General features: G+C 61.0%; 21 protein-coding genes and 1 pseudogene. 13 read left to right on the top strand and 9 right to left on the bottom strand.

The features are described 5' to 3' along the window. Positions 1-8 precede the first annotated feature (8 nt). The 3 genes from CIT26_RS33400 (at position 9) to ftsH (ending at position 3,525) form a co-directional block, all read left to right on the top strand. Positions 9-1,052 (top strand): NAD(P)-dependent oxidoreductase, encoded by a 1,044-nt coding sequence (locus tag CIT26_RS33400; protein WP_245319652.1) that lies wholly within the window; start codon positions 9-11, stop codon positions 1,050-1,052. Then, entirely contained in the window at positions 979-1,458 is a 480-nt protein-coding gene (locus CIT26_RS33395) for a GFA family protein (protein WP_342587047.1), read from the top strand. The genes CIT26_RS33400 and CIT26_RS33395 overlap by 74 nt, the downstream gene beginning before the upstream one ends. Positions 1,459-1,620: 162 nt before the next feature. Next, positions 1,621-3,525, top strand: a complete 1,905-nt coding sequence (gene ftsH / locus CIT26_RS33390) for an ATP-dependent zinc metalloprotease FtsH (RefSeq protein WP_095496516.1) — start codon at positions 1,621-1,623, stop codon at positions 3,523-3,525. 25 nt (positions 3,526-3,550) lie between these two features. Here ftsH and CIT26_RS38100 read toward each other — a convergent pair. Continuing rightward, positions 3,551-3,873, bottom strand: a pseudogene (locus tag CIT26_RS38100) (glycosyltransferase family 2 protein); the annotation flags it as partial. A 243-nt stretch (positions 3,874-4,116) separates the two neighbouring features. On the opposite strand from CIT26_RS38100, the gene CIT26_RS33380 reads away from it, so the two are divergent. Further along, a complete protein-coding gene (locus CIT26_RS33380; protein WP_095496515.1) occupies positions 4,117-5,109 on the top strand; it encodes a glycosyltransferase family 2 protein in 993 nt (330 codons plus the stop codon). Between the two features lie 79 nt (positions 5,110-5,188). Here the strand turns inward: CIT26_RS33380 and CIT26_RS33375 are convergent, their stop codons facing one another. Further along, positions 5,189-6,325: a glycosyltransferase family 2 protein gene (locus CIT26_RS33375; protein ID WP_143747973.1), complete on the bottom strand. Its 1,137-nt coding sequence runs from the start codon at positions 6,323-6,325 to the stop codon at positions 5,189-5,191. Between the two features lie 371 nt (positions 6,326-6,696). Between CIT26_RS33375 and CIT26_RS33370 the strand changes: the two genes are divergently transcribed. The 5 genes from CIT26_RS33370 to CIT26_RS33350 all read left to right on the top strand — a co-directional run bounded on the left by CIT26_RS33370 (position 6,697) and on the right by CIT26_RS33350 (position 12,660). Then, positions 6,697-7,665: a polysaccharide deacetylase family protein gene (locus CIT26_RS33370; protein WP_167391625.1), complete on the top strand. Its 969-nt coding sequence runs from the start codon at positions 6,697-6,699 to the stop codon at positions 7,663-7,665. Beyond that, positions 7,665-8,510, top strand: a complete 846-nt coding sequence (locus tag CIT26_RS33365) for an ABC transporter permease (RefSeq protein ID WP_167391624.1) — start codon at positions 7,665-7,667, stop codon at positions 8,508-8,510. Before CIT26_RS33370 ends, CIT26_RS33365 begins: the two co-directional genes overlap by 1 nt. An 88-nt stretch (positions 8,511-8,598) precedes the next feature. Beyond that, positions 8,599-9,549 (top strand): glycosyltransferase family 2 protein, encoded by a 951-nt coding sequence (locus tag CIT26_RS33360; protein WP_167391623.1) that lies wholly within the window; start codon positions 8,599-8,601, stop codon positions 9,547-9,549. Between the two features lie 241 nt (positions 9,550-9,790). Continuing rightward, on the top strand, positions 9,791-11,419 hold the full coding sequence (locus CIT26_RS33355; RefSeq protein ID WP_095496510.1) for a glycosyltransferase family 2 protein: 1,629 nt from the start codon (positions 9,791-9,793) through the stop codon (positions 11,417-11,419). Between the two features lie 5 nt (positions 11,420-11,424). Continuing rightward, positions 11,425-12,660, top strand: a complete 1,236-nt coding sequence (locus CIT26_RS33350; protein ID WP_095496509.1) for an ABC transporter ATP-binding protein — start codon at positions 11,425-11,427, stop codon at positions 12,658-12,660. Positions 12,661-12,896: 236 nt separating this feature from the next. Here the strand turns inward: CIT26_RS33350 and galE are convergent, their stop codons facing one another. From galE to CIT26_RS33335, 3 genes are all read right to left on the bottom strand, one after another. After that, positions 12,897-13,871: a UDP-glucose 4-epimerase GalE gene (gene galE, locus CIT26_RS33345; RefSeq protein ID WP_095496508.1), complete on the bottom strand. Its 975-nt coding sequence runs from the start codon at positions 13,869-13,871 to the stop codon at positions 12,897-12,899. Further along, entirely contained in the window at positions 13,868-14,839 is a 972-nt protein-coding gene (locus CIT26_RS33340) for a UDP-glucuronic acid decarboxylase family protein (protein WP_095496507.1), read from the bottom strand. Before CIT26_RS33340 ends, galE begins: the two co-directional genes overlap by 4 nt. Before the next feature lie 372 nt (positions 14,840-15,211). Further along, positions 15,212-16,414: an MFS transporter gene (locus CIT26_RS33335; RefSeq protein ID WP_095496506.1), complete on the bottom strand. Its 1,203-nt coding sequence runs from the start codon at positions 16,412-16,414 to the stop codon at positions 15,212-15,214. Positions 16,415-16,626: 212 nt separating this feature from the next. On the opposite strand from CIT26_RS33335, the gene CIT26_RS33330 reads away from it, so the two are divergent. Further along, positions 16,627-17,046 (top strand): VOC family protein, encoded by a 420-nt coding sequence (locus tag CIT26_RS33330; RefSeq protein ID WP_095496505.1) that lies wholly within the window; start codon positions 16,627-16,629, stop codon positions 17,044-17,046. A gap of 52 nt (positions 17,047-17,098) precedes the next feature. Here the strand turns inward: CIT26_RS33330 and CIT26_RS33325 are convergent, their stop codons facing one another. Next, entirely contained in the window at positions 17,099-17,992 is an 894-nt protein-coding gene (locus CIT26_RS33325; RefSeq protein ID WP_095496504.1) for a LysR family transcriptional regulator, read from the bottom strand. Positions 17,993-18,089: 97 nt separating this feature from the next. On the opposite strand from CIT26_RS33325, the gene CIT26_RS33320 reads away from it, so the two are divergent. After that, positions 18,090-18,839 (top strand): SDR family NAD(P)-dependent oxidoreductase, encoded by a 750-nt coding sequence (locus CIT26_RS33320; RefSeq protein WP_095496503.1) that lies wholly within the window; start codon positions 18,090-18,092, stop codon positions 18,837-18,839. Positions 18,840-18,977: 138 nt separating this feature from the next. Then, positions 18,978-19,361, top strand: coding sequence for a YybH family protein (locus CIT26_RS33315; protein ID WP_095496502.1), 384 nt, complete (start codon positions 18,978-18,980; stop codon positions 19,359-19,361). A 105-nt stretch (positions 19,362-19,466) separates the two neighbouring features. On the opposite strand, the gene CIT26_RS33310 is transcribed toward CIT26_RS33315, so the two are convergent. Then, a complete protein-coding gene (locus CIT26_RS33310; RefSeq protein WP_095496501.1) occupies positions 19,467-19,928 on the bottom strand; it encodes an Lrp/AsnC family transcriptional regulator in 462 nt (153 codons plus the stop codon). 159 nt (positions 19,929-20,087) lie between these two features. On the opposite strand from CIT26_RS33310, the gene CIT26_RS33305 reads away from it, so the two are divergent. Then, positions 20,088-21,095, top strand: coding sequence for an ornithine cyclodeaminase family protein (locus CIT26_RS33305; RefSeq protein WP_095496500.1), 1,008 nt, complete (start codon positions 20,088-20,090; stop codon positions 21,093-21,095). Positions 21,096-21,176: 81 nt separating this feature from the next. On the opposite strand, the gene CIT26_RS33300 is transcribed toward CIT26_RS33305, so the two are convergent. Together CIT26_RS33300 and CIT26_RS33295 are read right to left on the bottom strand one after the other, a co-directional pair. After that, positions 21,177-22,109, bottom strand: coding sequence for a dimethylarginine dimethylaminohydrolase family protein (locus CIT26_RS33300; protein WP_095496499.1), 933 nt, complete (start codon positions 22,107-22,109; stop codon positions 21,177-21,179). A gap of 22 nt (positions 22,110-22,131) precedes the next feature. Further along, complete coding sequence (locus CIT26_RS33295; RefSeq protein WP_167391633.1) at positions 22,132-23,724, bottom strand: zinc-binding metallopeptidase family protein; 1,593 nt, start codon at positions 23,722-23,724, stop codon at positions 22,132-22,134. Positions 23,725-23,747 lie beyond the last annotated feature (23 nt).

The raw sequence follows: 23,747 nt of genomic DNA, 5'->3' as shown, positions 1-23,747 counted from the left end.
CTCCTGTCATGATGGCGATAGCTTACCTCAAGGTGCGTACTTCTCAACGCAGCAAGAATTTATATCTTCGGATCGAGCGCGCCAAACACAAAACGGACCCTCGGCGAGAGGGCCATCAGTCTATCGGAGAAGTTACTATGGCATCGAATGTCTGCGTGCTTGGCGCGGGCCGAATGGGCTCGTCCATTGCTCGAACGCTGCTCGACCGCGGCTATCCAACATGGGTCTGGAATCGAACCGTGGCAAAGTGCGACCCATTGGCGGCCCTTGGCGCGAAGGTCGCCCCGTCAGTGGAGGATGGAATCCGAGCGGCCGACGTCGTGATCATCAATGTTCTCGACTATGCCGCCAGCGACGCTTTGCTAAAGCGGGATGGCATCGCTTCGGCATTGGCCGGCAAAGCCGTCGTACAACTCACCTCCGGATCGCCGCGTCTGGCGCGGGAAGAAGCGCGCTGGGTGGAGGCACATGGTGCCGGATATCTGGACGGGGCGATCATGGCCACTCCGGATTTTATCGGGAAACCCGAAACCGCACTGCTTTATTGGGGTTCCCGCGACGTTTATAAGAAGCACAAGCCCCTGCTTTTCGCACTCGGCGGCGGAACGAGCTATGTCGGGGAGCTGCCGGGTCAAGCCTCTGCGCTTGATACCGCTCTGCTCACCCAGATGTGGGGCGGGCTCTTCGGAGCACTCCAGGGCATGGCCGTCGCCGAGGCCGAAGGTCTCGACCTGGCGACGTTCAGGAGCCATCTTTCCGGATTCAAGCCTGTTGTCGATGCCGCTCTGTTGGACCTGGTGGATAGAACGAATGCACGCCGTTTTGCCGGCGACGACGCGACGCTGGCGTCATTGGGCGCCCACTACAGCGCCTTCCAGCATCTGCTTGAGGCATGCGAGGAGCGAGGGCTCGACGCGGCTATGCCGCGCGCCATGGATATGATCTTTCGACAGGCGCTTTCGCTCGGGCGCATGGAAGATGATTTTGCATCTCTCGCGCCCCTGTTTCGAAATGGTTCGCCGCGCCAGAGCGGGGAGCCATCGAATGCATAGCAGCAACACGAAACGAACCGCGACCTGCTCATGCCGGAGCGTGGAACTTGTCCTCGCCGGAGAGCCGCGACGCGTCTATGCGTGCAGTTGCATGGAGTGCCAGCGCTGCACCGGAACGGCGTTCTCATACCGGGCCATCTACGCCGGTTCCGCCCTAGTCGGCCAGAAAGGCGAGACCAGATCCTGGCGCAGAACCGGCTCGTCGGGACAATGGCTGGAGCAGACATTCTGCACCACATGCGGGTCGGTCGTCTTGATGCGGGCAGAAGGGCTGAAGGATGCGCTGTCGGTATCGGTCGGCTGCCTGGAGGACCCGGAATTCCCACCCCCGATAATGCTCCATTGGCCCGAGAGAAAGCATAAATGGCTTTGCTTGGAGGGCGTGCCCGAAGCCGCCACCTCTTGAGCGGATCACCAAGCGCGATGCTTGGCTTGTAGCAGGCTCGGCATCCCAAGCTTTCCCTCGCAGCCCTCCTTTGCAACACTTTGCGCTCCTCGACGTTCTCCCAAGGCACGCTCCGAAGTTGCGGTTTGGCACCTGCATCGATGTGACGCTGGAGGAGACGCCATGGACATGGGCAACAGGAAGACACAGTTCAATATCTGGTACTGGATCGCCGCCTTCGTCGGGCTGATGATCTTCCAATATGTCTACACTGCCACGCAGCACGTCGCGCAGATTCCCTACAGCCAGTTTGAGACCCTGCTACGCGACGGCAAGATCGCCGACGTGCAGGTTTCCGATCGCTTCATCCAGGGCCGCTTCAAGCAGCCGCAGGACGGGAAGCCGCTATTCATAACCACGCGCGTCGAGCCGAATCTCGCGCGGCAGCTGCAGGAACACGGCGTCACCGTCACTGGCCAGATCGAAAGCACATTCCTGAGCGACCTGCTCTCCTGGGTCGTCCCGATCCTCGTCTTCTTCGGCTTGTGGATGCTGCTGATGAGACGCATGGGCGGTGGCATGGGCGGCTTGATGCAAATCGGCAGGAGCAAGGCCAGGGTCTACGTCGAGGCCAATACCGGCGTGAGGTTCGACGACGTGGCGGGTGTCGATGAGGCCAAGGCCGAGCTGCAGGAGATCGTGGATTTTTTGAAAAGCCCGCAGGAATATGGCCGTCTTGGAGGGCGCATGCCCAAGGGCGTGCTGCTGGTCGGACCGCCAGGCACCGGCAAGACGCTGCTCGCGAAGGCCGTTGCAGGCGAGGCGAAAGTTCCGTTCTTCTCGATCTCAGGCTCTGAATTCGTCGAGATGTTCGTGGGCGTCGGCGCCGCCCGTGTGCGTGACCTGTTCGAGCAGGCACGCGCCAGAGCCCCCGCAATCATCTTCATCGACGAGCTCGACGCGCTGGGCCGCGCCCGGGGTGCGGGCCCGATGATGGGCGGCCACGACGAGAAGGAGCAGACACTCAATCAGCTCCTGGTCGAGCTCGACGGTTTCGATCCGAAAATCGGCGTCGTGCTGCTCGCCGCGACGAACCGTCCGGAAATCCTTGACCCGGCACTTCTTCGCGCCGGCCGTTTCGATAGGCAGGTGCTGGTCGACCGGCCGGACAAGCAAGGCCGCGTCCAGATACTCCAGGTCCACATGAAGAAGGCGAAGCTGGCAGCGGATGTCGAGGCCGAGAAAGTTGCCGCGCTGACGCCGGGCTTTACCGGCGCCGACCTCGCCAATCTGGTCAACGAGGCGACCCTGCTTGCCACGCGCCGGAAGGCAGATGTCGTGACGATGGACGATTTCAACAATGCGGTCGAGCGCATCGTGGCGGGGCTCGAGAAGCGCAACCGGCTGTTGAACCCTAGGGAACGTGAGGTCGTCGCCTATCACGAAATGGGCCATGCTCTGGTAGCCATGGCGCTGCCCGGCGTCGACCCGGTGCACAAAGTATCGATCATCCCCCGCGGCGTCGGCGCGTTGGGCTACACGATCCAGCGGCCGACCGAGGACCGATTCCTCATGACGCGCGAGGAACTGGAGAACAAGATGGCGGTGCTGCTCGGCGGCAGAGCGGCCGAGCAGATCGTGTTCGGGCATCTGTCGACGGGGGCCGCCGATGACCTTGCCAAAGTGACCGATATCGCCCGCGCCATGGTTACGCGTTACGGCATGTCGGAAAAGCTCGGCCATGTGGCGCTGGAAAAGGACCAGCGCTCCTTCCTGAGCCCCAACCCACTCGCCGGCGGTCCGCGCGAGCACGATTACGGCGAGGCCACCGCCGAAGCTATCGACGCGGAAGTTCGCAGCATCGTCGACACAGCTTTCGCGCGAACCGTCGGCCTCCTCACTGAGCGACGGGATCTGCTGGAAAAGACGGCGCGCAAGCTGCTCGAAATCGAGACGCTCAGCGAGGCTGAACTCGCATCGCTCATCGGAGACGCCTCGGCACCGGAGGCATCCGAACCGGAATCGGGGAAGCGACCGACACGACGAGGCAAGGCTGCGGCTACAAACTTCTCGCGCCGGGCCGAGTGATGACCTTCCCCGTCCCGACGTGGTCCCCGGGTCCGAACCGCTCGTCCAAGAGCCCGATACGGGCTGCAAGATCGCCGTACATCGTCATGTTGCAGCCCAGGACAAAGCCGCCGGGACGGACATCAGGGGTCAGTCGCTCGCGGACCGGCGACCGTTTGATCGTGAACGGCAGATCCCTGGCATCGCCAATCTCGACGCGGCCTCCCCAGGTGACCCGTTCCCAGTGGCATAGTGTCGCTGCCAATCACTGAGATAGTCGCCCAGGAACTCGCAATCATCAACAACAAAGACCAGCACGGCTCTCGCACGCGCCAGGCCGGCGTTGCGGGCCGCCACCAATTCGCGTCGTGCGGCGCCGGTTGACCGGCTTATTCAGTAAAGGCTAATGAGGCAGCGTTACGCGACAGAACCTTGTGTTTTGTTTTTCGGATTTGGCGTTGCTCCGTCACGCTCCGAATCCGCCAGCTACGATAGGAGGCTGAATGACCGACCTCATTTGCCTCGAATTCGCCCCAATCACTGAAGAGCGGTGCTGATTGCAATGCTGGCGCCATCCGTTTACCAACTCTTGCAGACAAAACGAAGGCTCCAATGATCCAGGACAATGCCAGGGTAGGCGTCGTGGTGCCGATGTTCAATGCCGAGCGAACCATTCGCGCCACCTTGAGCAGCATCTGCCAGCAGGACCATCAGGCGCTGGACATTATCGTGGTGGACGACGGGTCGACGGACCAGTCCGCTTCGATTGTGGCCTCCTGTGCTGAGAGAGACCGGCGTATACGCCTAATGAGGCAGTCGAACGCCGGTGTTGCGCAGGCCCGCAACAGCGGTGCGGCCTCTACCGATGCGGAGTTTCTGGCGTTTGTCGACGCGGATGATCTCTGGGCCCCATCCAAGATCGCACTGCAACTGCGCGCCCTGCAGGAAGGCGGCTCTTCTGCGGGCCTGGCATATTGCTGGTTTGCCCAAATCGACGAGGACGGCCGGGTATTCTCACTATACCGACCCGATGCCGATGGCCGCGTTCTGCAACGGATGTGCAGAATGAATTTTGTCGGCAACGGAAGTTCGATGCTGATGCGTCGCTCCGCATTCGAGCAGGCGGGACAATTCGATCCCTCCCTGAGGGCCAGGAATGCACAAGGCTGCGAGGACCTTCTCATGTGCCTCAGGATAGCGGAAAGTTACGAATTCCGTGTCGTGCCTCAGCACCTGGTGGGCTATCGGATGACGAACGTCAACATGTCGAGCGATGTCATGCAGATGCTTCGTTCATGTGAAATCGTCCTTGCCGAGTATCGCGAAAAATATCCGCAGTTCGGCAGCGATCTCGATGCGCATCTGGTCGACATGATCCATTGGCTTGCCATCAGAGCCTTGGTCGGCGGGCGGCTGTTCGCAGCCGGCGACCTGCTGAAGAGATACTTCGTCCTGGAACCGCGCACGGCAATTTCCCGCCTGCCCAACATGATCGCCATGTACTGCCGGGCCAGGCTGGTTCCCCGCTGGGTCAAAATTCGAGTGAAGCGGATGCGAAACGAGAACGCCGAGTTTCGGCGCCTTTATGAAGAGACTATCTGGTGAATGCGAGCGTATTCCTGTTCGCGCGCTTGCAGCGGCTCTTCCGCCACGGGGGTCTAGGTGCACCTCGTGATCTGAGACCTTAAGCGCCGTCTTCGACGAGAGCGGACGGATCAATACTCCTCGGACCTGACTCGCGAAGCTGGCGCGGCGTCGGCGTCTTGAGGGCCACCTGGACTCGCCTTCGAAGCCACTCCGGAGGAAATGGCTGGCAGATGAAGGTCGGATCGGCGTCGAAAAAACGCCCGGAGGTACAGATGGAATGCGGTGAGGTCGGAACCATGCGCTGTTTAACGGCAAGCAGTCTTGGCACAAAGCGACACAGCCGCCGCCACAGGTCTTGTGCGGACGGCTTTGCGAAGACATGAAACAGCGCGGCCGGATCGATCCGTGTTGCGTGGACAAGCGGAGCAATGGCCGCGCCTGGCGACGTGCGGGCGGCTTCGCTGCCATAATACGCTGAGGCCACGCCATCGGACCAACGAAACAAGAAAGACGCTAGCTTGGGATGTCGCGTGCGGACTGTTTCAAGGACGATCCGGTGCGATGTCAGCATGACGACATACCTGGTCGACATAGAAGATAGTGATCGCCGGTAACCAATCAGATACTCGGGAACGACATCATAATCGCAGATCGCGGCAATGTTGAGCTGCATCTGCAAGTCTTCGGCTCCTTGGGCGCCTGCGGCTCTGAGCGAGGGGTCGTATCCCCCGGTTGCCGTAAGAACTGATCGCCTGATTAGCGGTGAACTTGCGTTGCCGATAAAATTCTCAACCAGCAGCCAGTTGTGGACGTCCCCGCGAGCGAGAGTTGGCGGGGAGCATTCGATCACCCAATCATCATCATCGATGACCCGATACCATGCGTAGACAAGGCCGAGAGACGGCCGCGACTGAAAGTGGCTGTGCTGCTTTTCCAGCTTTGTCGGGTGCCACACATCATCCGCATCAAGTGGCGCTATAAATTCACCCTTCGCCGCATGAATTGCCAGGTTTCTGGCGACAGCAACCCCTTGGTTCTGCTGTCTCAGAAGGGAAATACGCGGATCACTGGTTGCAAATGCCTCGACGATCTCAGCGGTCCGGTCGGTCGACCCGTCATCGACCACTATGATCTCTAGCTGTTTGAAAGTTTGCGAGGCGGCCGACTGAAGGGTGTGTCGGATGGTCTTTTCCGCATTGTAGGCAGGAATGATGACGGAAACTGCGGGTTGCATATCGAAAAAAAGCCTGCTTTTGATGAAGGATGAAAGGAAGACGGGAGCGCCACCGGCCCAAATACTAGCATGCTCGAGCGGGATAGTATCAAGCCGCCTGTCCCTACCGGCTACTTCAACATCTGAGAATTCGCCCGGTATTCGCACTTACGGCGGCGACATGTGCTAATATGCTGGTTTCAATCCGCCGAAACTCGTGGATGCCTTCATGCTTCCTCATTTCGCTCACATCCGTGCCCGTGGCCTCGTGGTCTTATTGCCATCAGCTATATGCTTGAACACTCACATGTATCGCGTTCCTGCCGATCGGGATGGCATCCGCGATCGGACGTGACCGTGGTTTTTACGGTTCCTGCGGCGGGAGACCGATGGTGATCCCGCGCGTTCTCCTGCAGCTTGGTCGGCTGGTGCGGCGTCGACGCCTGCGCCGTGCTCCCATCATACTGATGTACCATCGCGTTGCAGATATCGCCGTCGATCCGTGGAGCCTAGCCGTCCATCCGGCGAGGTTCGACGAACAAATCGAAGCGCTGACGCGGAGCCGGCGGGTGGTGCATTTGCATGAGCTGTTTGATGTCATCGCACGGGGAAAGCCAGGCAAACCGCTTGCGGTTGTCACGTTTGACGACGGCTATCACGACGTCTACAGCAACGCTCGCCCGATCCTGCAGCGTCACGACTGCCCGATGACGCTGTTTGTTGCGACGGGAGCAATCGGAAGCGGCAGAGAATTCTGGTGGGATGCGCTCACGCGCATCTGTCTTGAGACGCCTGAATTGCCTGACCAACTCGACATCACGATCGAGGGAGGCAGGCATCACTGGCTTATCCCGAAGATGGTGGATCAGGCCGGCCGTGACAAAGTCTACCGGGAGGTGTGGTCGGCGCTCCGAACGCTGCCGTATGAGCGACAGAACGCACACGTCGAAGACATTGCGAAATGGGCGGGCGTTGGTCTCGACGCCCGGCCAGAGCACTGTATTATGACTCCCGCGGAGGTTGGTGACATCAGTGACGACCTGATCACGATCGGCGGTCATACTGTCAGTCATCCCACGCTTCCTGCCCATTCCTTCGCGACCCAGCTTCGCGAGATCGTCGACGGCCGTTCGGCCTGTGAGCAAATGACCGGAAAACGCGTCCTCTCTTTTGCATATCCATTCGGAGACCATGACGCTCTGTCGGTATCTGCCGTCAGGGAAGCGGGATTTGAGTTCGCATGCACGACGCGCGCCGGGTGCGTTGCGCCCGAGGCAGACGTGCTGCGTTTACCTCGATTGTATGTCGGCAACTGGTCAGGGGACGAATTCTTGCGAAAAATCGAGGATCATCTGTTCTGATGAACGCACAGCAGATTACCATTATCACTCCTCGACGCGGCTGGTTTGACCTCGATTTCTGGCACCTGTGGCGCTATCGCGATCTGCTGCTCCTGTTCGCGATGCGCGACATCAAAGTCCGCTACAAGCAGACCTTGCTTGGTCCGGCTTGGCTGATCCTGCAGCCCCTGGCGCTTACCGCAGCCTTGACCACCGTCATCAGCGGTATCGCGGGCATTTCAACCGGTGGCCATCCCGCGCCAATCTTTTATCTGACAGCGCTGGTGCTGTGGTCGTATTTTTCCCAAGTCGTCTCCACCGCGAGCCAGGTCTTCATTGCTAACGGTCATCTTTTCAGCAAGATCTACTTCCCGCGACTCGTCGTTCCCGTGTCGTCGCTGCTGTCGAACAGTGTGGCTCTGGTGATCCAGCTTGGCGTCGCATTGGCCTTCTTGCTCTGGTACCAGCTGACAGGAAAAGTGGACGGGTTGTCGTGGCGCCTCGCGTTCTTTCCGCTGGTGATCATCCAGATCGCGGCATTCTCGTTGGCTGTTGGGCTTTGTCTAGGAGCGTCAACCGCGAAGTACCGCGACACAGCTCATATGACTCCGTTCTTGATTCAGATCTGGCTGTTCGTGACGCCGATCATCTTTCCTTTTTCGGCTATTCCCGAGCAGTACCGGACGCTGACCGGCTTTCTGAATCCGCTCGCTGTCATAATTGATGAAGGGCGCTGGTGCTTCTTCGGCACTTCGGCAGTCGGTGCGCCACAAATCGCTGCAGCGCTTGTCACGACCTCGGTCGTGCTGTTCATCGGCGTCGTGATCTTTCAACGCGTCGAACGAACGGCCATGGACATGCTGTGAAGGGAAAAGACAACCCTTGCGGCCCCGTAGAGAGTGAAGGTCGCCTTTCGTCGGCCGCCGCGCATTCTGAACAATGGGCACGACGCCGATGCCATTGATCTCCGTCATCACGCCTTTCCTCAACGTCGAGCGGTTTCTTCCGGCTGCGATCGAAAGCGTGCGCGCGCAAACCTTCACCGACTGGGAAATGCTTCTCATTGACGACGGATCATTCGACGGGAGCGTTGCAATCGCGGTGGCTGCAGCAACCGGCGATCCGCGAATCCGTTTCATTCGATCGAACGGCCAGCGTCGCGGTGCCGCCGCGGCGCGCAATGCCGGAATCGCGGCCGCGTCGGGCATGTTCTTCACGTTCCTGGATGGCGACGATATATTTGAGCCGGAAAAATTCGAGACGGAACTTGCGATCTTTGATGCGCATCCTCGCGCTAAGGTCCTTTACGGACCGACCCTGTGGTGGTTCCCCGATGAGCCGCACAGGAACTGGACCGACTCGATGCCACGCCAATCGGACCGTCTGCACATGCCGCCCGACCTGCTCGACCAGGTCATCGTGCGCCAGCGGGCTCATGTGCCGTGCATCTGCTCGATCATGGTTCACCGCGAAGCTTTGGTAGCGGTGGGCGGCTTCGATGAGGCGTTCGAGCTCTACGAAGACCAGACCCTTCTAGTAAAGCTGCTGTTGCGCTATCCGGTATTCGTGACATCCACGCCCACCGGCCGATACAGGCAGCACCTCGATTCGACATCGGCCAAGGCGACTGCTTCCGGCATCTACGATCGACTGCGCCCGCATGCTGCTCGCATTGGCTTCCTCGAATGGGTTGAGATGCATGCGTCGGCCTCGGGATTGATGACGCCGAAGTTGCAGCGGGCGCTCCGCTTTGCATTTGCGCGCTATCCGGCCCAGCGTCGGCCCCTGACACTTCGCGATAGGTTTGACCTCGCCATCGAAGCCGGACGCCGGTTCGCTCGGCGGCTGACGCCACGCCGCATCCTGTCGAAGGTGTTCAGGCTGCTGACGAGAGCCCGGAAGTAGTGGGCGGGACCGGTGGCGCGGATTGGATCGCGACCAAGCCTGAGATGTCTGATATTAACGATACCGTTTTACGTGAATGACAAGTCGCATCGCCTCGCTGGGGGCGACGTGCTAAAACTGACGAGTGTCCATCATTTCTGTGCCAAAATTCTGTTTGTGAGGCCTACGGTCGCGTTCGATTTCTGGCAACGAACACCCGCCCGTTGCCTCTCTGCGAAGCTAAGGAGAATTTGGCTGTTTCATGATCGCAGTCGTCATAACAACTTACAACCACACTCGCTTTCTCGAGGAAGCCATTCAGAGCTGTCTTCGTCAAAGTCGGCCGATGGATGAAATTATTGTCGTCGACGACGGATCCACCGACAATCCGGCATCGGTTGTCGAGCGTCATCCAGGCGTGCGCCTGATCAGGCAGGACAATTGCGGGCTCGCGGCCGCCCGAAACACCGGACTGGCAGCTTCCAGATCCGATTACATCACCTTTCTGGACGCGGATGATCGTCTCCTTCCGAATGCCATGGAGACGGGCGTGCGAATGCTGGTTGCGCATCCAGATGCGGTTCTCGCTTACGGAGCTCATCGCTTCATCAATGGAAGCGGTGCGATCGACTCAGACAAGCATCACATCGCGCTTATTGAAGATCCTTATCTTCAGTTACTGCGGACGGGAAACTTCATTGCGATGCATGCGACCGTGGTTTATCGGCGGGAGAGGCTCGCAGCCATGGGCGGGTTCGACGTTTCAATGCGGTCCTGCGAAGACTATGAGCTATTCTTGCGAATCGCCCGGCGCGGTTCGATCGTAACGCACGACGATGTCGTCGCCGAATATCGCATGCACGGCGACAACATGTCGAAGAATCGATCGATGATGCTCGCTGCAGCATTGTCGGTGCTTGACAAGCAGTTGGCAGGCCCGGTTGACGACGATGTGCGTCTTGCAGTCCGCGATGGTAGGCGGTTGTGGAAGACCTACTATACCGAGGAGTTGACTACTGAGGCCTTGCGCGCGATCCGCGCCGAACCCGCCAAAGCGATTCGCATGCTGCGGCAGGCTTTGCAGATGTCGCCGCCGACTACGCTGCAAACGGCGGCATTTAGGATAAAGCGCAAGGTCGGCAGGCATGTGCGACGGCTGCTCGGAGCTTCCGGCGCCGATTGGCGGGCTCCGCTCGTCGGTTCGGTGCGGTTTGGGGATTTCGCACGCACGATGCCGATGAGCCACTCATTTGGATATGATCGCGGCAAGCCAATAGATCGGTATTATATTGAGAATTTCCTACAATTGAATGCGGCCGACATACATGGCCGTGTGCTGGAAATCGGCGACAACAGCTACACGATGCATTTTGGCGGTGCTCATGTCGTCAAGAGCGACGTGCTGCATGTTGATCCCGATAATCCAAACGCGACCATCATAGGCGACCTGTCGCAGCCCGGAGTCCTGCCGTCAAACGCCTTCGACTGCATCATCCTCACGCAAACACTTCATCTGATCTTCGACATGTCGGCCGCGGTCGCTGCACTGGCCGAAGCGCTCAAGCCCGGGGGCGTGCTGCTGCTAACTGTTCCTGGCATCACCCCGGTCGATCGCGGCGAGTGGGGCAGCACGTGGTTCTGGTCATTGACGCAGGCGGCGTTGGCGAAGTTGCTTGCGAAATCCTTCAGCACGGCGAATATGGCGCTCGAAACCCACGGCAACGTCTTTGCGGCAGTCTGTTTTCTCCAGGGACTCGCCAAGGAAGAAGTTTCTGACCAGAAGCTCGACGTCCGGGACACCGCCTATCCTATCGTTGTCACGGCGCGCGTCGTGAAGGACGGGCTGACCGCGGATCAACCCGGCAGTCGAACCGCAAATGTTACGGCTTGAGATCGATGACAGAATTGCCAGCCGTTGAGGTCCGAGGACTTTCCAAGCGCTACCGGCGCGGCGCGATCGGCGTGCGCTCATTGCGTGAGGAGGTCGAACAACTTGTCGCGCGTTTGCGCTCGCGGGAAGCCAAAGCTTCCCTCAACGAATTCTTCGCCATCAAGAACATCACTTTTTCCGTTCCGACTGGCACCGTGTGCGGCATCATCGGACGCAACGGCTCGGGAAAGACCACGCTGCTCAAGGTTTTGACCTCGATCACGGCTCCGGATGAGGGCGAGGCAGTAATGCGAGGCCGGATCGGAAGCTTGCTGGAGGTAGGGGCCGGATTCCATCCGGATCTCGACGGGATCGAGAACATCTACCTCAACGGCGCGATCCTCGGCATGAGTAAGGCCGAGATCACGCGTAAGCTAGACCGGATCATCAAATTTGCCGATATCGGCAGCTTTCTCGAAACGCCGGTCAAGCGTTATTCGTCCGGCATGTATGTTCGGCTCGCCTTCGCGATCGCTGCTCATCTGGAGCCGGAGATTCTCGTCGTCGACGAGGTGCTTGCTGTCGGCGATGCTGAATTTCAAAGGAAATGTCTCGGCACGATGAAGAACGTCGCGGGTGAAGGTCGGACCGTGCTGTTCGTGAGCCACAACATGGCCATGGTTCGGCAGCATTGCACAAAAGCGATTTATTTGGACCGCGGCCTTCTGAAGGATTTTGGCGAGGCATCATCGATCATCGATGCGTACCTGTCGAACACCGCCCCGAGCAGCAACGGAACCGAGCGCGTTGGCGATGATGACCTCTGGATGCAAGTGGCTATTGTGTATCCGGGTACGCGCGAGCGCTGCAGCCAGCTCAAGTTTGGCGGCGATTACGATTTTGTGCTGAAGCTGGGCGCGAGGAATTCGTTTCACCGAAGCGTAGTTCATATCCAGATTTTTGATCAGGAAGGCAACTTGATCTCTGTGCTCGAAAGCCTCGCGGAAGGTGTTGGTCAATTTGACATAGTTGGGCAGGCAAAGGTCGTATTCAGCGTGCGATCGTTGGGATTGTTGCCTGGCACTTATAGCGCTGGAGCGGCTCTCTATGCGTGGGGAGAGGATGACCCGGACCTCGCAAGCGAGAACTTGCTAACGTTCGACGTTGTTGCGGCAACAGTCAATGACTCCTATTGGCCATATCTGAAAGAGCACGGGATTGTGCGACTGTCGCATTCTGCCCAATTGCTTGAGGTGGATTGAAGGCGCGTGGAGAGACGTCCTGGCGAATAAATCTTCGATGTAGTTCAATCCGTCGACCGCGCGACCGCAACGCTGAAATCGCGCGCCCTGCAAACTGAAGGACAATCCGGGCTTGCGGGAACGCCTGGGTCGGGCGGCGCGAAAGCGGATAGAGGAAAATTTCTCGCTTGCCGCAGTTGCCGCCGCTCTCGATTGCTTGTTGAGCAAGCGGTAGGGCTCTTCCGCAAAAAAGATCGTCACAACCGGCGGCGATACCAGGCCAGCGCCGTTTCGACGATCCGGTCGATTCCGGATTGCCCGGGTACCCAGCCGAGTTCCCGGGTCGCCTTGCTGGCCGCGGCTACAAGCGCAGGCGGGTCGCCTGCCCTGCGCGGACCGTAGGCCACAGGAAGGCGCGTTCCCGAAGCCCGGCTCACCGCATCGACCAATTCGTTCACCGTCGTTCCGGTTCCGGTGCCGAGATTGTAGACGTGGACTCCCGGATCGCGCAGAAGCTTCTCCCCTGCCAGAACGTGCGCACGGGCGAGATCGGTGACGTGGACATAGTCCCGCACCGCGGTTCCGTCCCTTGTGTCGAAGTCGGTGCCATTAATGGTAAAAATCCGGCCCGACCTAATCGCCGCCTCGATAGCGAGCGGAATGACATGCGTTTCCGGTTCATGCCGCTCACCGATCTCGCCGTCGGGATCACATCCGGCCGCGTTGAAATACCGCAGCACGACCGCGTTCAGGCCATGGGCAGAGGAGAGATCGTCCACCATTCGTTCTACGATGAATTTCGACCATCCATAGGGATTGATGGGCGACTGCGGGTGCGTTTCGTCAATCGGAGAACGAACGGGAACGCCGTAGGATGCGCAAGTGCTCGACAAGATCAGCTTGTCGACGCCGATCTTCAGCATTTCCTCGAGCAAGACCAGCGTCCCAAAACTGTTATTTCGGTAGTAGAGTTCCGGGCGCTCGACGGACTCGCCGACATAGGCGTAAGCGGCGAAATGCGCCACCACATCTGGCCGATATTGATGCAGCGCTGCCGCCACCGCTGCGACGTCGCAAATATCGCCCTCGACAAGCGGTCCCCATTTGACCGCGTCGCGCCAGCCGCGCGAGAGATTGTCATAAGATATGACCGACCAACCGGACTCCGCGAATGCCTTGCAGCAGTGCGACCCGATATAGCCGGCCCCGCCGGTGACCAGGACTGTCTTCATTCGGCAGCGGCGGGAACATTCCCCGATGAAACCAGGGTTTCGAAATAGGCAATGGTCGTGACGAGACCATCGCGCAACGCGATTCTTGGCTTCCAATTGAGCTCGCGCAAGGCACACCCGATATCAGGCTGTCGCTGCCTTGGGTCATCGACGGGCAAAGGTAAAAACCTGATCTTGGATCGGCTTCCGGTAAGTTCGATCACGAGATTGGCAAGTTCGAGCATCGTGAATTCGACCGGGTTGCCGAGATTGATTGGGCCGGTAACATCGTCGGCCGTGTGCATCAGGCGAACCAGACCGTCGATGAGATCATTGACGTAGCAAAATGAGCGTGTCTGCTGGCCGGTGCCGTACACGGTTATCGGCTTGTTTCGCAGTGCCTGCATGATGAAGTTGGAAATGACGCGGCCGTCGTCCGGACGCATTCTCGGACCGTAAGTGTTGAAGATGCGCGCTACCTTGATCCGCAGCCTGTGCTGCCGCCAATAGTCGAAAAACAGGGTTTCGGCACACCGCTTGCCTTCGTCGTAACAGGAACGGGGACCTATCGGGTTTACCCTGCCCCAATAGTCCTCGGTCTGCGGGTGAATCTCGGGATCTCCGTAGACTTCAGACGTGGACGCCTGAAGGATCTTTGCGCGAACCCGCTTGGCGAGCCCCAGCATATTGATCGCCCCATGGACGTTGGTCTTTGTCGTCTGGACCGGATCGAACTGATAGTGAACCGGGCTTGCCGGGCAAGCAAGGTTGTATATTTCATCAACTTCTATGTAGAGCGGAAATGTCACGTCGTGGCGAATGATCTCAAAGGATCTGTTGTCGAGCAAATGCGAGACGTTTCTCCGACTTCCTGTGAAGAAATTGTCGACGCATACAACCTCGTGGCCTTCAGCAAGCAACCGCTCGCATAAGAACGATCCCAGAAAACCTGCGCCCCCCGTCACCAAGACTCGCTTTGCCTGCTGCATTTTAGGGATCCTCACGCCAGTTCTTCACGCAATCGAATGCGCAAAGCCCTGAGGCGAGGATAGGAAAAAAATGCTGCGCAGCAAACACAAAATGTTAACGCACTTGAAATGGTCGCGTGAGTGCGCGGCGCACAATCCATGAAAAAGCCCTTAATTTGCCATTCTTTGACGGTTTTCGTCCGAACCTCAGCCTACCGGCAATCGACATTTGGGCGCTGCGCTGCATCATGATCGATTGCTAATTAAGGGAGATGGGTCCTGCACAGTCTTGACCCGGCTCCTATCACCGCCGATGAACGCCTCGCGACTGGGGGTCAAAAGCTGACATATGCGATGTCCACTTTCGACCCCCTGCATCCTCTCTCCGCCGTGCTACGCCGGTTGCAACTCCCTGCGCGGCAGCCGCGGGAAGGCGATCGCCACCGCCAACGCGCCGAGCCCGACCAGGGCCGAGCCGATGAACAGCCAGGAATAGCTGGCATAGGCATCGAACACCATGCCGCCGGCGAGCGGGCCGAAGGCCATGCCGATGCTGGACAGCATGGTTACAGCACCAAACACCGTGCCGAGGATGCGCTGGCCGAAATATTCGCGCGCCAGCACCGCATAGAGCGGCATCACGCCGCCATAGGTGGCGCCAAAGATGACGGCGAGCGTATAGAACTGACCAAGCTCACTGACGGCAAGGTAGGCTGCGATCACCACCGACTGTATCGCCAGACCGGTAATCAGCACCGGCTTGACGCCCAGCCGGTCGGCAAGCACGCCGTATAAAAGCCTGCCGCCCAGCCCCGCCAGGCCCTCGATGCTGTAGATGCTGACCGCCGCCATCGGCGCTATGCCGCACAGCATCGCATAGCTCACCATGTGGAAGATTGGCCCGGAATGCGCCGCACAGCAGGCAAAGAAGGTCAGTGCCAGAACGATGAATTGCGGCGAGCGCAGAGCCTGCGGAACCGACATGCCGGTATCGTCGGCGGCAAGAGCGGAGGCGGCGCCGTCAGCGGCAGGCTTGGGCGGCTGACGCACCAGCAATGCGGCCGGCACCAGCAGCGCCCACGCCGCGACGCCGATGACGAACATGGCTGTGCGCCAGTCATAGGCCGAGATCAGCCAGCGCGCGAAGGGCGAGATCGTCATGGGTGCCACGCCCATGCCGGCCGAAACCAGCGAAACGGCAAGGCTGCGGTTCTTGTCGAACCAGGCCGTGGTCAGCGCGATCATCGGCGCAAAGAAGGCGCTTGCCGCGAGGCCGACGAGCACGCCATAGGTGATCTGGAAGACAAGCAGCGAGCCGGTGCGGCTGGCCAGTACCAACGCCAGCCCGAGCAGCACCGCACCTATCATCACGACAATGCGAGCGCCGTAGCGATCGTAAATGGCGCCCCAGGCGAAGCCGCCGAGGCCCATTACCAGGAAGTTCAGCGTCATCGCGCTCGATATGCCGGCGCGCGACCAATCTGTGTCGAGCGCCATCGGTTCGAGGAAGATCGCCAGCGAGAACATCGCCCCGAGGGCGACGCAGGTCATCAGGGCGCCAGCCGCGACGATGACCCAACGATAGGAAATGCGCATATTTTTCTCCCGAGATCGTTTGGACACGGCGCGACTTCTTTCGAGCTTCGCCACACCGCTTGCGTCCGAAGGACGATGGCGACATTTCGAATCCTACAATCCGGTTGCATTTTTTATCCAGTCAGGAAATCGCGCCACTCAATTGCTCCATTGCATTGACCGTGCACCGCCCTGAGCTAGATTTCCAACCTGGCGATCAGGAGCTAACAGGCATGGAACTTCATCGCGGCCGTCTCATCGACCACGTCCAGCTGGTGGTCAGGGATCTCAAGGCCAGCCGCCGCTTCTACGAGGCGGTTTTCAAGGTGCTCGATGTTCCCATCGGCGGAAGCGCCGAGGATTATTTCTGGGCCGACGAGCTGTTCGTCTCCAGCATCGACAGCCGGGCGGCCAGCGGGCAACTGACGGGGCGCCACCACCTTGCCTTCCAGGCAAGGGACCGCGCGATGGTCGACGCCTTCTATAAGGCCGGCCTTGACGGCGGCGGCACGGACAACGGCGCACCGGGCGAGCGGCCCTACCATCCCGGCTACTATGCCGCCTTCCTGCTCGATCCCGACGGCAACAACATCGAGGCCGTCTTTCACGGGCCAGCCAACCGCAGCGCCGCTTCGGTGAAGATTGCGTTTTGATGACCTAGGTGACGAGGACAAGGTCTTGCTTGCGACGGCTATCCCGCCCGCCCTATCGCGTCAGCACCGCCATCTGGCTCGCCAGGAAGTCGACGAACAGCCGGCCGCGGACCGGTAGCTGTCGCCCATACGCATGGACGATGTGCACCGGCATGGTCGGCATCGCCACCTCGGGCAAGATGCGGACTAGGCGGCCGGCGTCGAGATCGTCCTGCACGGCAAACTGCATCAGATGCGCGATGCCGGCTCCGGCAAGCGCCGCTTGCCGGATGGCGCCGCCGTCATCGGTATCGAGCCGCCCGTTCGGCACGACTTCCGTGCCGTCGGCCAAGGTGACCGGATAGGGACGGCCGGCCATCTGGTAGCGGACGAAGTCGTGGCTCTGCAACGCCTCGATCGAGGCCGGCCGGCCACGCTGTTCGACATAGGCCGGCGAGGCCACCAGCACGATCGGCAGATTGGCGATCTTGCGCGCGATGAGCCCGGTGTCGGACAGCGCCCCCATGCGCACCGCGACGTCATAGCCTTCGCGGATCAGGTCGGCGTGGCGGTCGGTGACGCTAAGCTCCAGTTTCACCTCGCCGTGCTGAGCCAGGAACGCTTGCGCCCATGAGGCGATCAGGCCGCGCCCGAGTTCGACGGCTGCCGTGACGCGCAGCAGGCCGCGCGCCGTATCGGCCATATGGACGATGTCCTCGGCATCATCGAGCGCTCTGAGCAAAGGCGCGACCCGCTCGTAATAGGCGAGGCCTTCGCTGGTCAGCCCGAGCCGGCGCGTCGAGCGCTGGATCAGCCGCACGCCCAGCCGCCGCTCGAGCCGCGCCACGCTTTTCGACACCGCCGACGGGCTGGAGCCGACCAGCCGGCTGGCGGCATGGAACGAGCCGGCGTCGACTGTACGCACGAAGGCGACGAGACCGGCGGTCTTTTCGAGGATTGTGGTCATTCAAGAGTTCCAGGCACGAAAGAACCGATCGAGATGATCCTAATACGCTATCCGATCACTATTAAATACCGCCCATCATCAACAAAGGAGAAATTTGATGAGCAAGCTGAACGGCAAGGTCGCCATCGTCACCGGCGCCTCCAAGGGTATCGGCGCCGGCATCGCCAAGGGTCTTGCGGCGGCCGGTGCCGCCGTGGTCGTCAACTATGCTTCGTCGCGGGAAGGTGCGGACCGCGTCGTTACCGCGATCAAGGACGGAGGCGGCCGAGCCGTTGCCGTCCAAGGTGATGTGTCGCAAGCGGCTGACGTGCGCCGCCTGTTCGAGGCGGCCAAATCGTCGTTCGGCGCGGTCGACATATTGGTCAACAATGCCGGCGTGTTCGCGTTCGAACCGCTGGAAGCCGTGACCGAGGCCGAGTTCCACCGCGAGTTCGACACCAATGTATTGGGCACCATCCTGGCCATCCGGGAAGCGGTGAACCATTTCGGCACCAGAGGCGGCAGCGTGATCAACATCAGCTCGGTCGCCAGCCTCAACCCGCAGCCGAACTCGCTGGTCTACGCCGCCACCAAGGCCGCGGTGGATTCGATCACGCTGTCCATGTCGCGGGAGCTCGGCGCCCGCAACATCCGCGTCAACGCCATTGCCCCGGGTGGCGTCGACACTGAAGGCCTGAAACGTATCGGTATCGTCGGCAGCGAGTTCGAGAAGCAGGTCATCACCATGACCCCGCTCGGCCGCTTCGGCCAGCCCGACGACATTGCCCGCATCGCGGTGTTCCTGGCCTCCGACGACGCGTCCTGGCTGACCGGCGAGCGCATCACCGCCTCGGGCGGTTGGCGGTAGGCATAGAGGGCGAGGACCTGCCGTTTCACGGACCATGCCCTACGCAGCGCGATGACGGGAGCGATCTAAGCCCTATGTTGCGGCGAGGGAGGAGCGCCGTGCGATATCGATCACGGCGAGAAGCCAGGGAGATAACGGATGACGGACGACGAAAGAGCAATCCGAAAGCTGGTCGAGACCTGGATGGATGCGAGCAGGCGTGGAGACACCGCGACCGTCCTCAGCCTGATGACGGACGACGCGATCTTCATGGTTCCCGGCCGGGAGCCCTTCGACAAGGTGATCTTCGCGGCGGCCGCGCAGGAGATGGCCGGCGTTCATGTCGACGGCACGAACGAGATCGTTGAACTACAGCTTCTCGGCGACTGGGCCTTCATGCGCGGTCGTATCGATATGACCGCGACGCCGCCGAACGGGAAGCCGGTGCGTCAATCGGGATATACGCTGACGCTCCTGCGCAAGGAGGCTGATGGTGCGTGGCGGCTCGCGCGCGATGCAAACCTGCTGACCCAGCAAAGCTAGAGCCGGTCTCCGGCATCTCTGCACCGGAAGGCGCGCCATGGGGAGCGATAAGATGGCAAAGATGCGACGCAGGTCGTCTGAACAGCATTCCCCTCCTCCACCTGATCACACCGGCAAGAGGGCGTTCGGCTTGACATCGGCGATGGAGGCGAAAGTGTGCGTTTCGCGCACGCCGGGCAGTGGCAGGATGACCCGCTGCAGGAAATCCTGGAACACCGCCATATCGGCGATCCGCGCCTTGACCAGATAATCGAAACCGCCAACCACCATGTGGCACTCCAGAACCTCCGGAGCTTTCGCCACGGCTTCGGCGAAGCGGTCAAAGACGTGCGGCGCCGTGTGATCAAGCCGGACCTCGATGAACACCAGCGTTCCCCGGCCGACCTTGCGCGGATCGAGCATGGCCCGGACCGCGGTGATGAACCCGTCGCGGAACAGGCGCTTCACCCGCTGGCTGGTTCCGGTCGGCGACAGCCCGACACGCCCGGCAAGATCAAGCGTCGTCCGGCGCCCGTCCTCCTGCAGCAGCCGGAGCAGGCTGCGGTCTATCTGGTCGAGGTCGCCCATTTCACAATCCACGCTATCTAAGGGATCTGTGTGCTGATTTCACGCAGAGACGCCAAAATCAACGTATTTCATCACATAAAACCTCGCAATACCCTGCGCTTCCCTCACCCATTCAGGACAAACGTGGCGAGCCGATTTCGACGAACACAGGAGTGCAGGATGACCAAGGAAGCGTTCAGCCCAGCCGGCAAGAGTGCGGCGGAGATCAGCAAGGGAGCGACCGAGATCCTGGTGCTGAGCGAAGCCGACGTGATGGCGTGCATCGACCTCAGCCAGCTTCTCGATGTTCTGGAAGACGGCTTCAAGGCGCTGTCACAAGGCAAGGTCGTCAATCCACCCCGACCACAACTCGACATCCCCGGGGCCGGCTACAGCCTCGCCATGCCGGCCTGGATGGAGGGCATGAACCTGACCGTCAAGATCGTGAACGTCTTCGAAGGCAACCTGACAGTCGGCCTGCCCAGCCACCTCGCCACCATCAGCCTGTTCGATCCGCTGTCCGGCCTGCCAGTCTGCATCATGGACGGCACTTTCATAACCGCGGTGCGAACCTCCGGCTCCGCCGTGTTGTCGGTGCGCGCGCTTGCGCGCCGGGAGGCCAGGATAGCGACAGTGGTCGGCGCCGGCGTGCAGGCCAACCAGCACCTGCATCTGTTGCCGCTGGTGCGCGACTTTGCCGAAATCCGCGTCACCTCGAAGAGCTTCGACGACGCGGCGGCGCTTGCCCGGCTGCATCCGTCGGTGGTGGCGGTCGCCGACCTCGAGGCGGCAGTGCGCAGTTCCGATGTGGTGTGCCTGGCGACCCACTCCTATCAACCGGTGATCGACGCAGGCTGGGTCCAGCCGGGCACGCATGTCTCGTCGGTCGGGGTGGCGCCGCCCGGCGGTGAAATGCCGATCGAGCTCATCGGCAAATCCAGTCTTTTTGTCGAGACCAAGGATGCATTCAAACCGACCCCGGTCGGTTCTTGCGAGCTTGCCGGCATCGACCCTGATTTCGGCACCGAGCTTGGCGCCATGCTGCTCGATCGCGCGCCAGGCCGCGTTTCGGATCAACAGATCACCACCTACAAGGCGATGGGCATTGCGATGGAAGACATGGTCGCCGCCGATCTCGCCTATCGTTGCGCCCGGCGTGTGCGCAAGGGAAAGCTCGTCGTGCTGTAGGCGCGTGCCGCGAGCCAGGCTGGGATCGACGTTGCAGACAATGGCGCTTTCGCGGAGGCGGTCGGGCTAAAGGCCGACCCCTCAGGCCGGCTCGCGCTTCAGCGCCTGCGCCATGCAGTGGATGCCGCCGCCGGTCTTCGAGATCTCGCTCATGTCGACGGCCGCCACTTCGAAGCCGCGCGCCTTGAGCTGACCGATCAGCGTCTGGCTGGATGTCGGCGCGATCACCCTGTCCTTGCCCAGCGACATGAAATTGCAGCCGAGCGCCATCGTGTCCTGGAACGGCACGTCGATGATCTCGTGGCCCTTGCCCTTCAGCCAGTCGACGATGCCAGGCTCCGTGCAGGCGAGGCAGACGGCGGTGAGCTTCTCGGCGATCGGCACCACCATCAGGTCGATATGGACATAATATTCGTCGATGAAGGCGATGCGGGTCTCCCAGCCCTCCTTGTCGAACCAGGCCTGGACCTGGCGCGCGCCCTCCTCCTGCGTGCGGGCGCCGCCGCAGCCGATCAGCACCACGCCGTCCTCGATGACGTTGAAATCGCCGCCCTCGAAGGTGCCTGCGGTGACCATGTCGTAGATCGGGATGCCGAGCTTCTCATAGGTTCGGATCGCCGCATAGTTCTCGCCGCGCCGCCACCATTGGGACATGGCGGTGATGATGGCGCCATACGGCGTCATGACGCTGGAATCGCGCGAGTAGACCTGCATCGGCAGTTCCGGGGTCGGCTCGTGCCAGTGGATGTTGACACCGAAATGCTCGTAGGCTGCGACCAGGTCCTTGTGCTGCGCCTGCGCGATCTGGACGTTGCACGGCGCCTCGCGCAGATGCTTGCGCGACAGCGAGCTGGTCGAGAGGTGGCGCAGGAAATTCGGCGAGCCGAGCAGCACGTCGGTCAGGGCGTCGGTCTCGTTGGCGAAGCCCCAGGCGGTCAGCGGCTTGGTGTCGCCGGCCGGATTGCGGCGCTGCAGTGAAAACGGTTCGGTGACGATGCGATCATGGACGGTCATGGGGTTCTCCTGGCTTGAATGATCACGCGGCTTGATTGCTTGGTATCCACCAGTCCCGTCCGCGCGGGGTGGTGACATATTCCGGCCAGCGGAAATGGATCGGCGGTTCGTAGTCGCAGAGCGGCGCCAGCCAATTACTGCCACCAATGCCACCGCCGGTGCGGCTGACGAATTCGTCCATCGCGGCATCGCGGGCGGCCTTGTCTTCCAGCAGGCGAAGTGCCGCCAGGGCGATCGTCTTCGCGGCGCAGATGACCATCGGATCGATGGTGGCGGAAATGCCGCCCAGCGCGTTCATCGCCCAGGACGGATACGCCTGGCCGTTCTCGGACCGCAGCGCCGGCCGGGCGACATAGAACCGCGCCGTCGGCGCGTGCCACGACATGTCGGTATAATCGTCTGAGGTCGAATTGAGCTGCGATGGCGGCAGGTCGCGGCGCAGCAACGCCTCCGCTTCCTGCGGCGCGATCAGTTGCTCCAACTCGGCGATAAACGGCTCGTCGGTCGCCGTGCCGCCGGCATTGACCTGGATTTCGCGCGCGATCGCCTTGGCCGTCTCGTCCCAGCGCGGCGGCCCGACCGTCGACAGCGCCTCGTAGGCAATCATTGCCATGGCGTGGTTAGCCAGCCCCGGCCGCGACTTCGACACCCAGTGCCGCTCGTAGCGGCAGCCGCTCATTTTTGCGGCGGCTTCCGCATTGCGGTCGAGCACGGCGGTCACCTGCTCGGCCATCTCAAGCGTCGGCACGCGGATCATGTACTGGATCTCGGCCAGACCCGCCGGCAGGTTGTCGGCGGTCGCCTGCCCTGCCGTCAGGATCGCTTCGCTGATCGACCAACCGCCCTGATGCGGCAGCATGGAATCGCGCAGCGCCTTGGACGCCATGTACATCATCACAAGCGCGTCGTTGGCACCCGGCGCCCGCACCGCGGAATGCGCCTGCGGGATCGGCGCGCCATCGCTTGCGCGAACCCAATTTTCGGGTTCGTCGCACACAAAGCGGTAGATCATCGCGTAGGCCGCTCCGCAATGTGTGTCCCAGCGCGCCGTGTTGCAGAGCGGCAGCATGTAAAAGGGATGGAAGGAGATCATGCCGGCGAGGCCATCATAGTAGCCCTTTGCCGCATGGATCGGCTTCGATCCTCGCACTTTCTCCGCCGGCTCGCCGGTAAAATGCAGGGTGCCCGATATGCCGTGGCGCTGCATCGCCGCCTTGGCCGCCAGCAGACCACCGAGGCTGGCAATGCCCAGCCCCGAATGCGGATCGGTGTGGCCGCCGGCCTCAGCGCCTAGACCCGGACGCGGTCGCTTGACGGTCGCCGCATCCTGGCAATTGCCGGGTACCGCGTCATACTCGGCATACATGCCGATGGTCGGCCCGGCGCCGTTGGTCCAGTGGGCGCAGAAGGCGGTGGGCATCCCGCCGGAGCCTTCCTCGACCGAAAAGCCCTCGTGCTTCAGATGCTCGACATACCAGGCGGCCGACTGGTATTCGCGCCAGGCGGTCTCGCCGAAATCGAAGATCGTCCGCGTCCACGCCGACAGCGACGGCTGGATATCGTCGAGACAGGCAAGCGCGGTTGCTTGGGCCGAGGTGGTCACCGGTTCCTCCATGGGTGAAAGAAAGCAGTGAAGCG

The organism is Mesorhizobium temperatum (genome assembly GCF_002284575.1).
In the GTDB taxonomy this organism is placed as follows: Bacteria; Pseudomonadota; Alphaproteobacteria; order Rhizobiales; family Rhizobiaceae; genus Mesorhizobium; species Mesorhizobium temperatum.
Note: the sequence above shows the minus strand (reverse complement) of the source record. Positions and strands in the feature narration are given on the sequence as shown.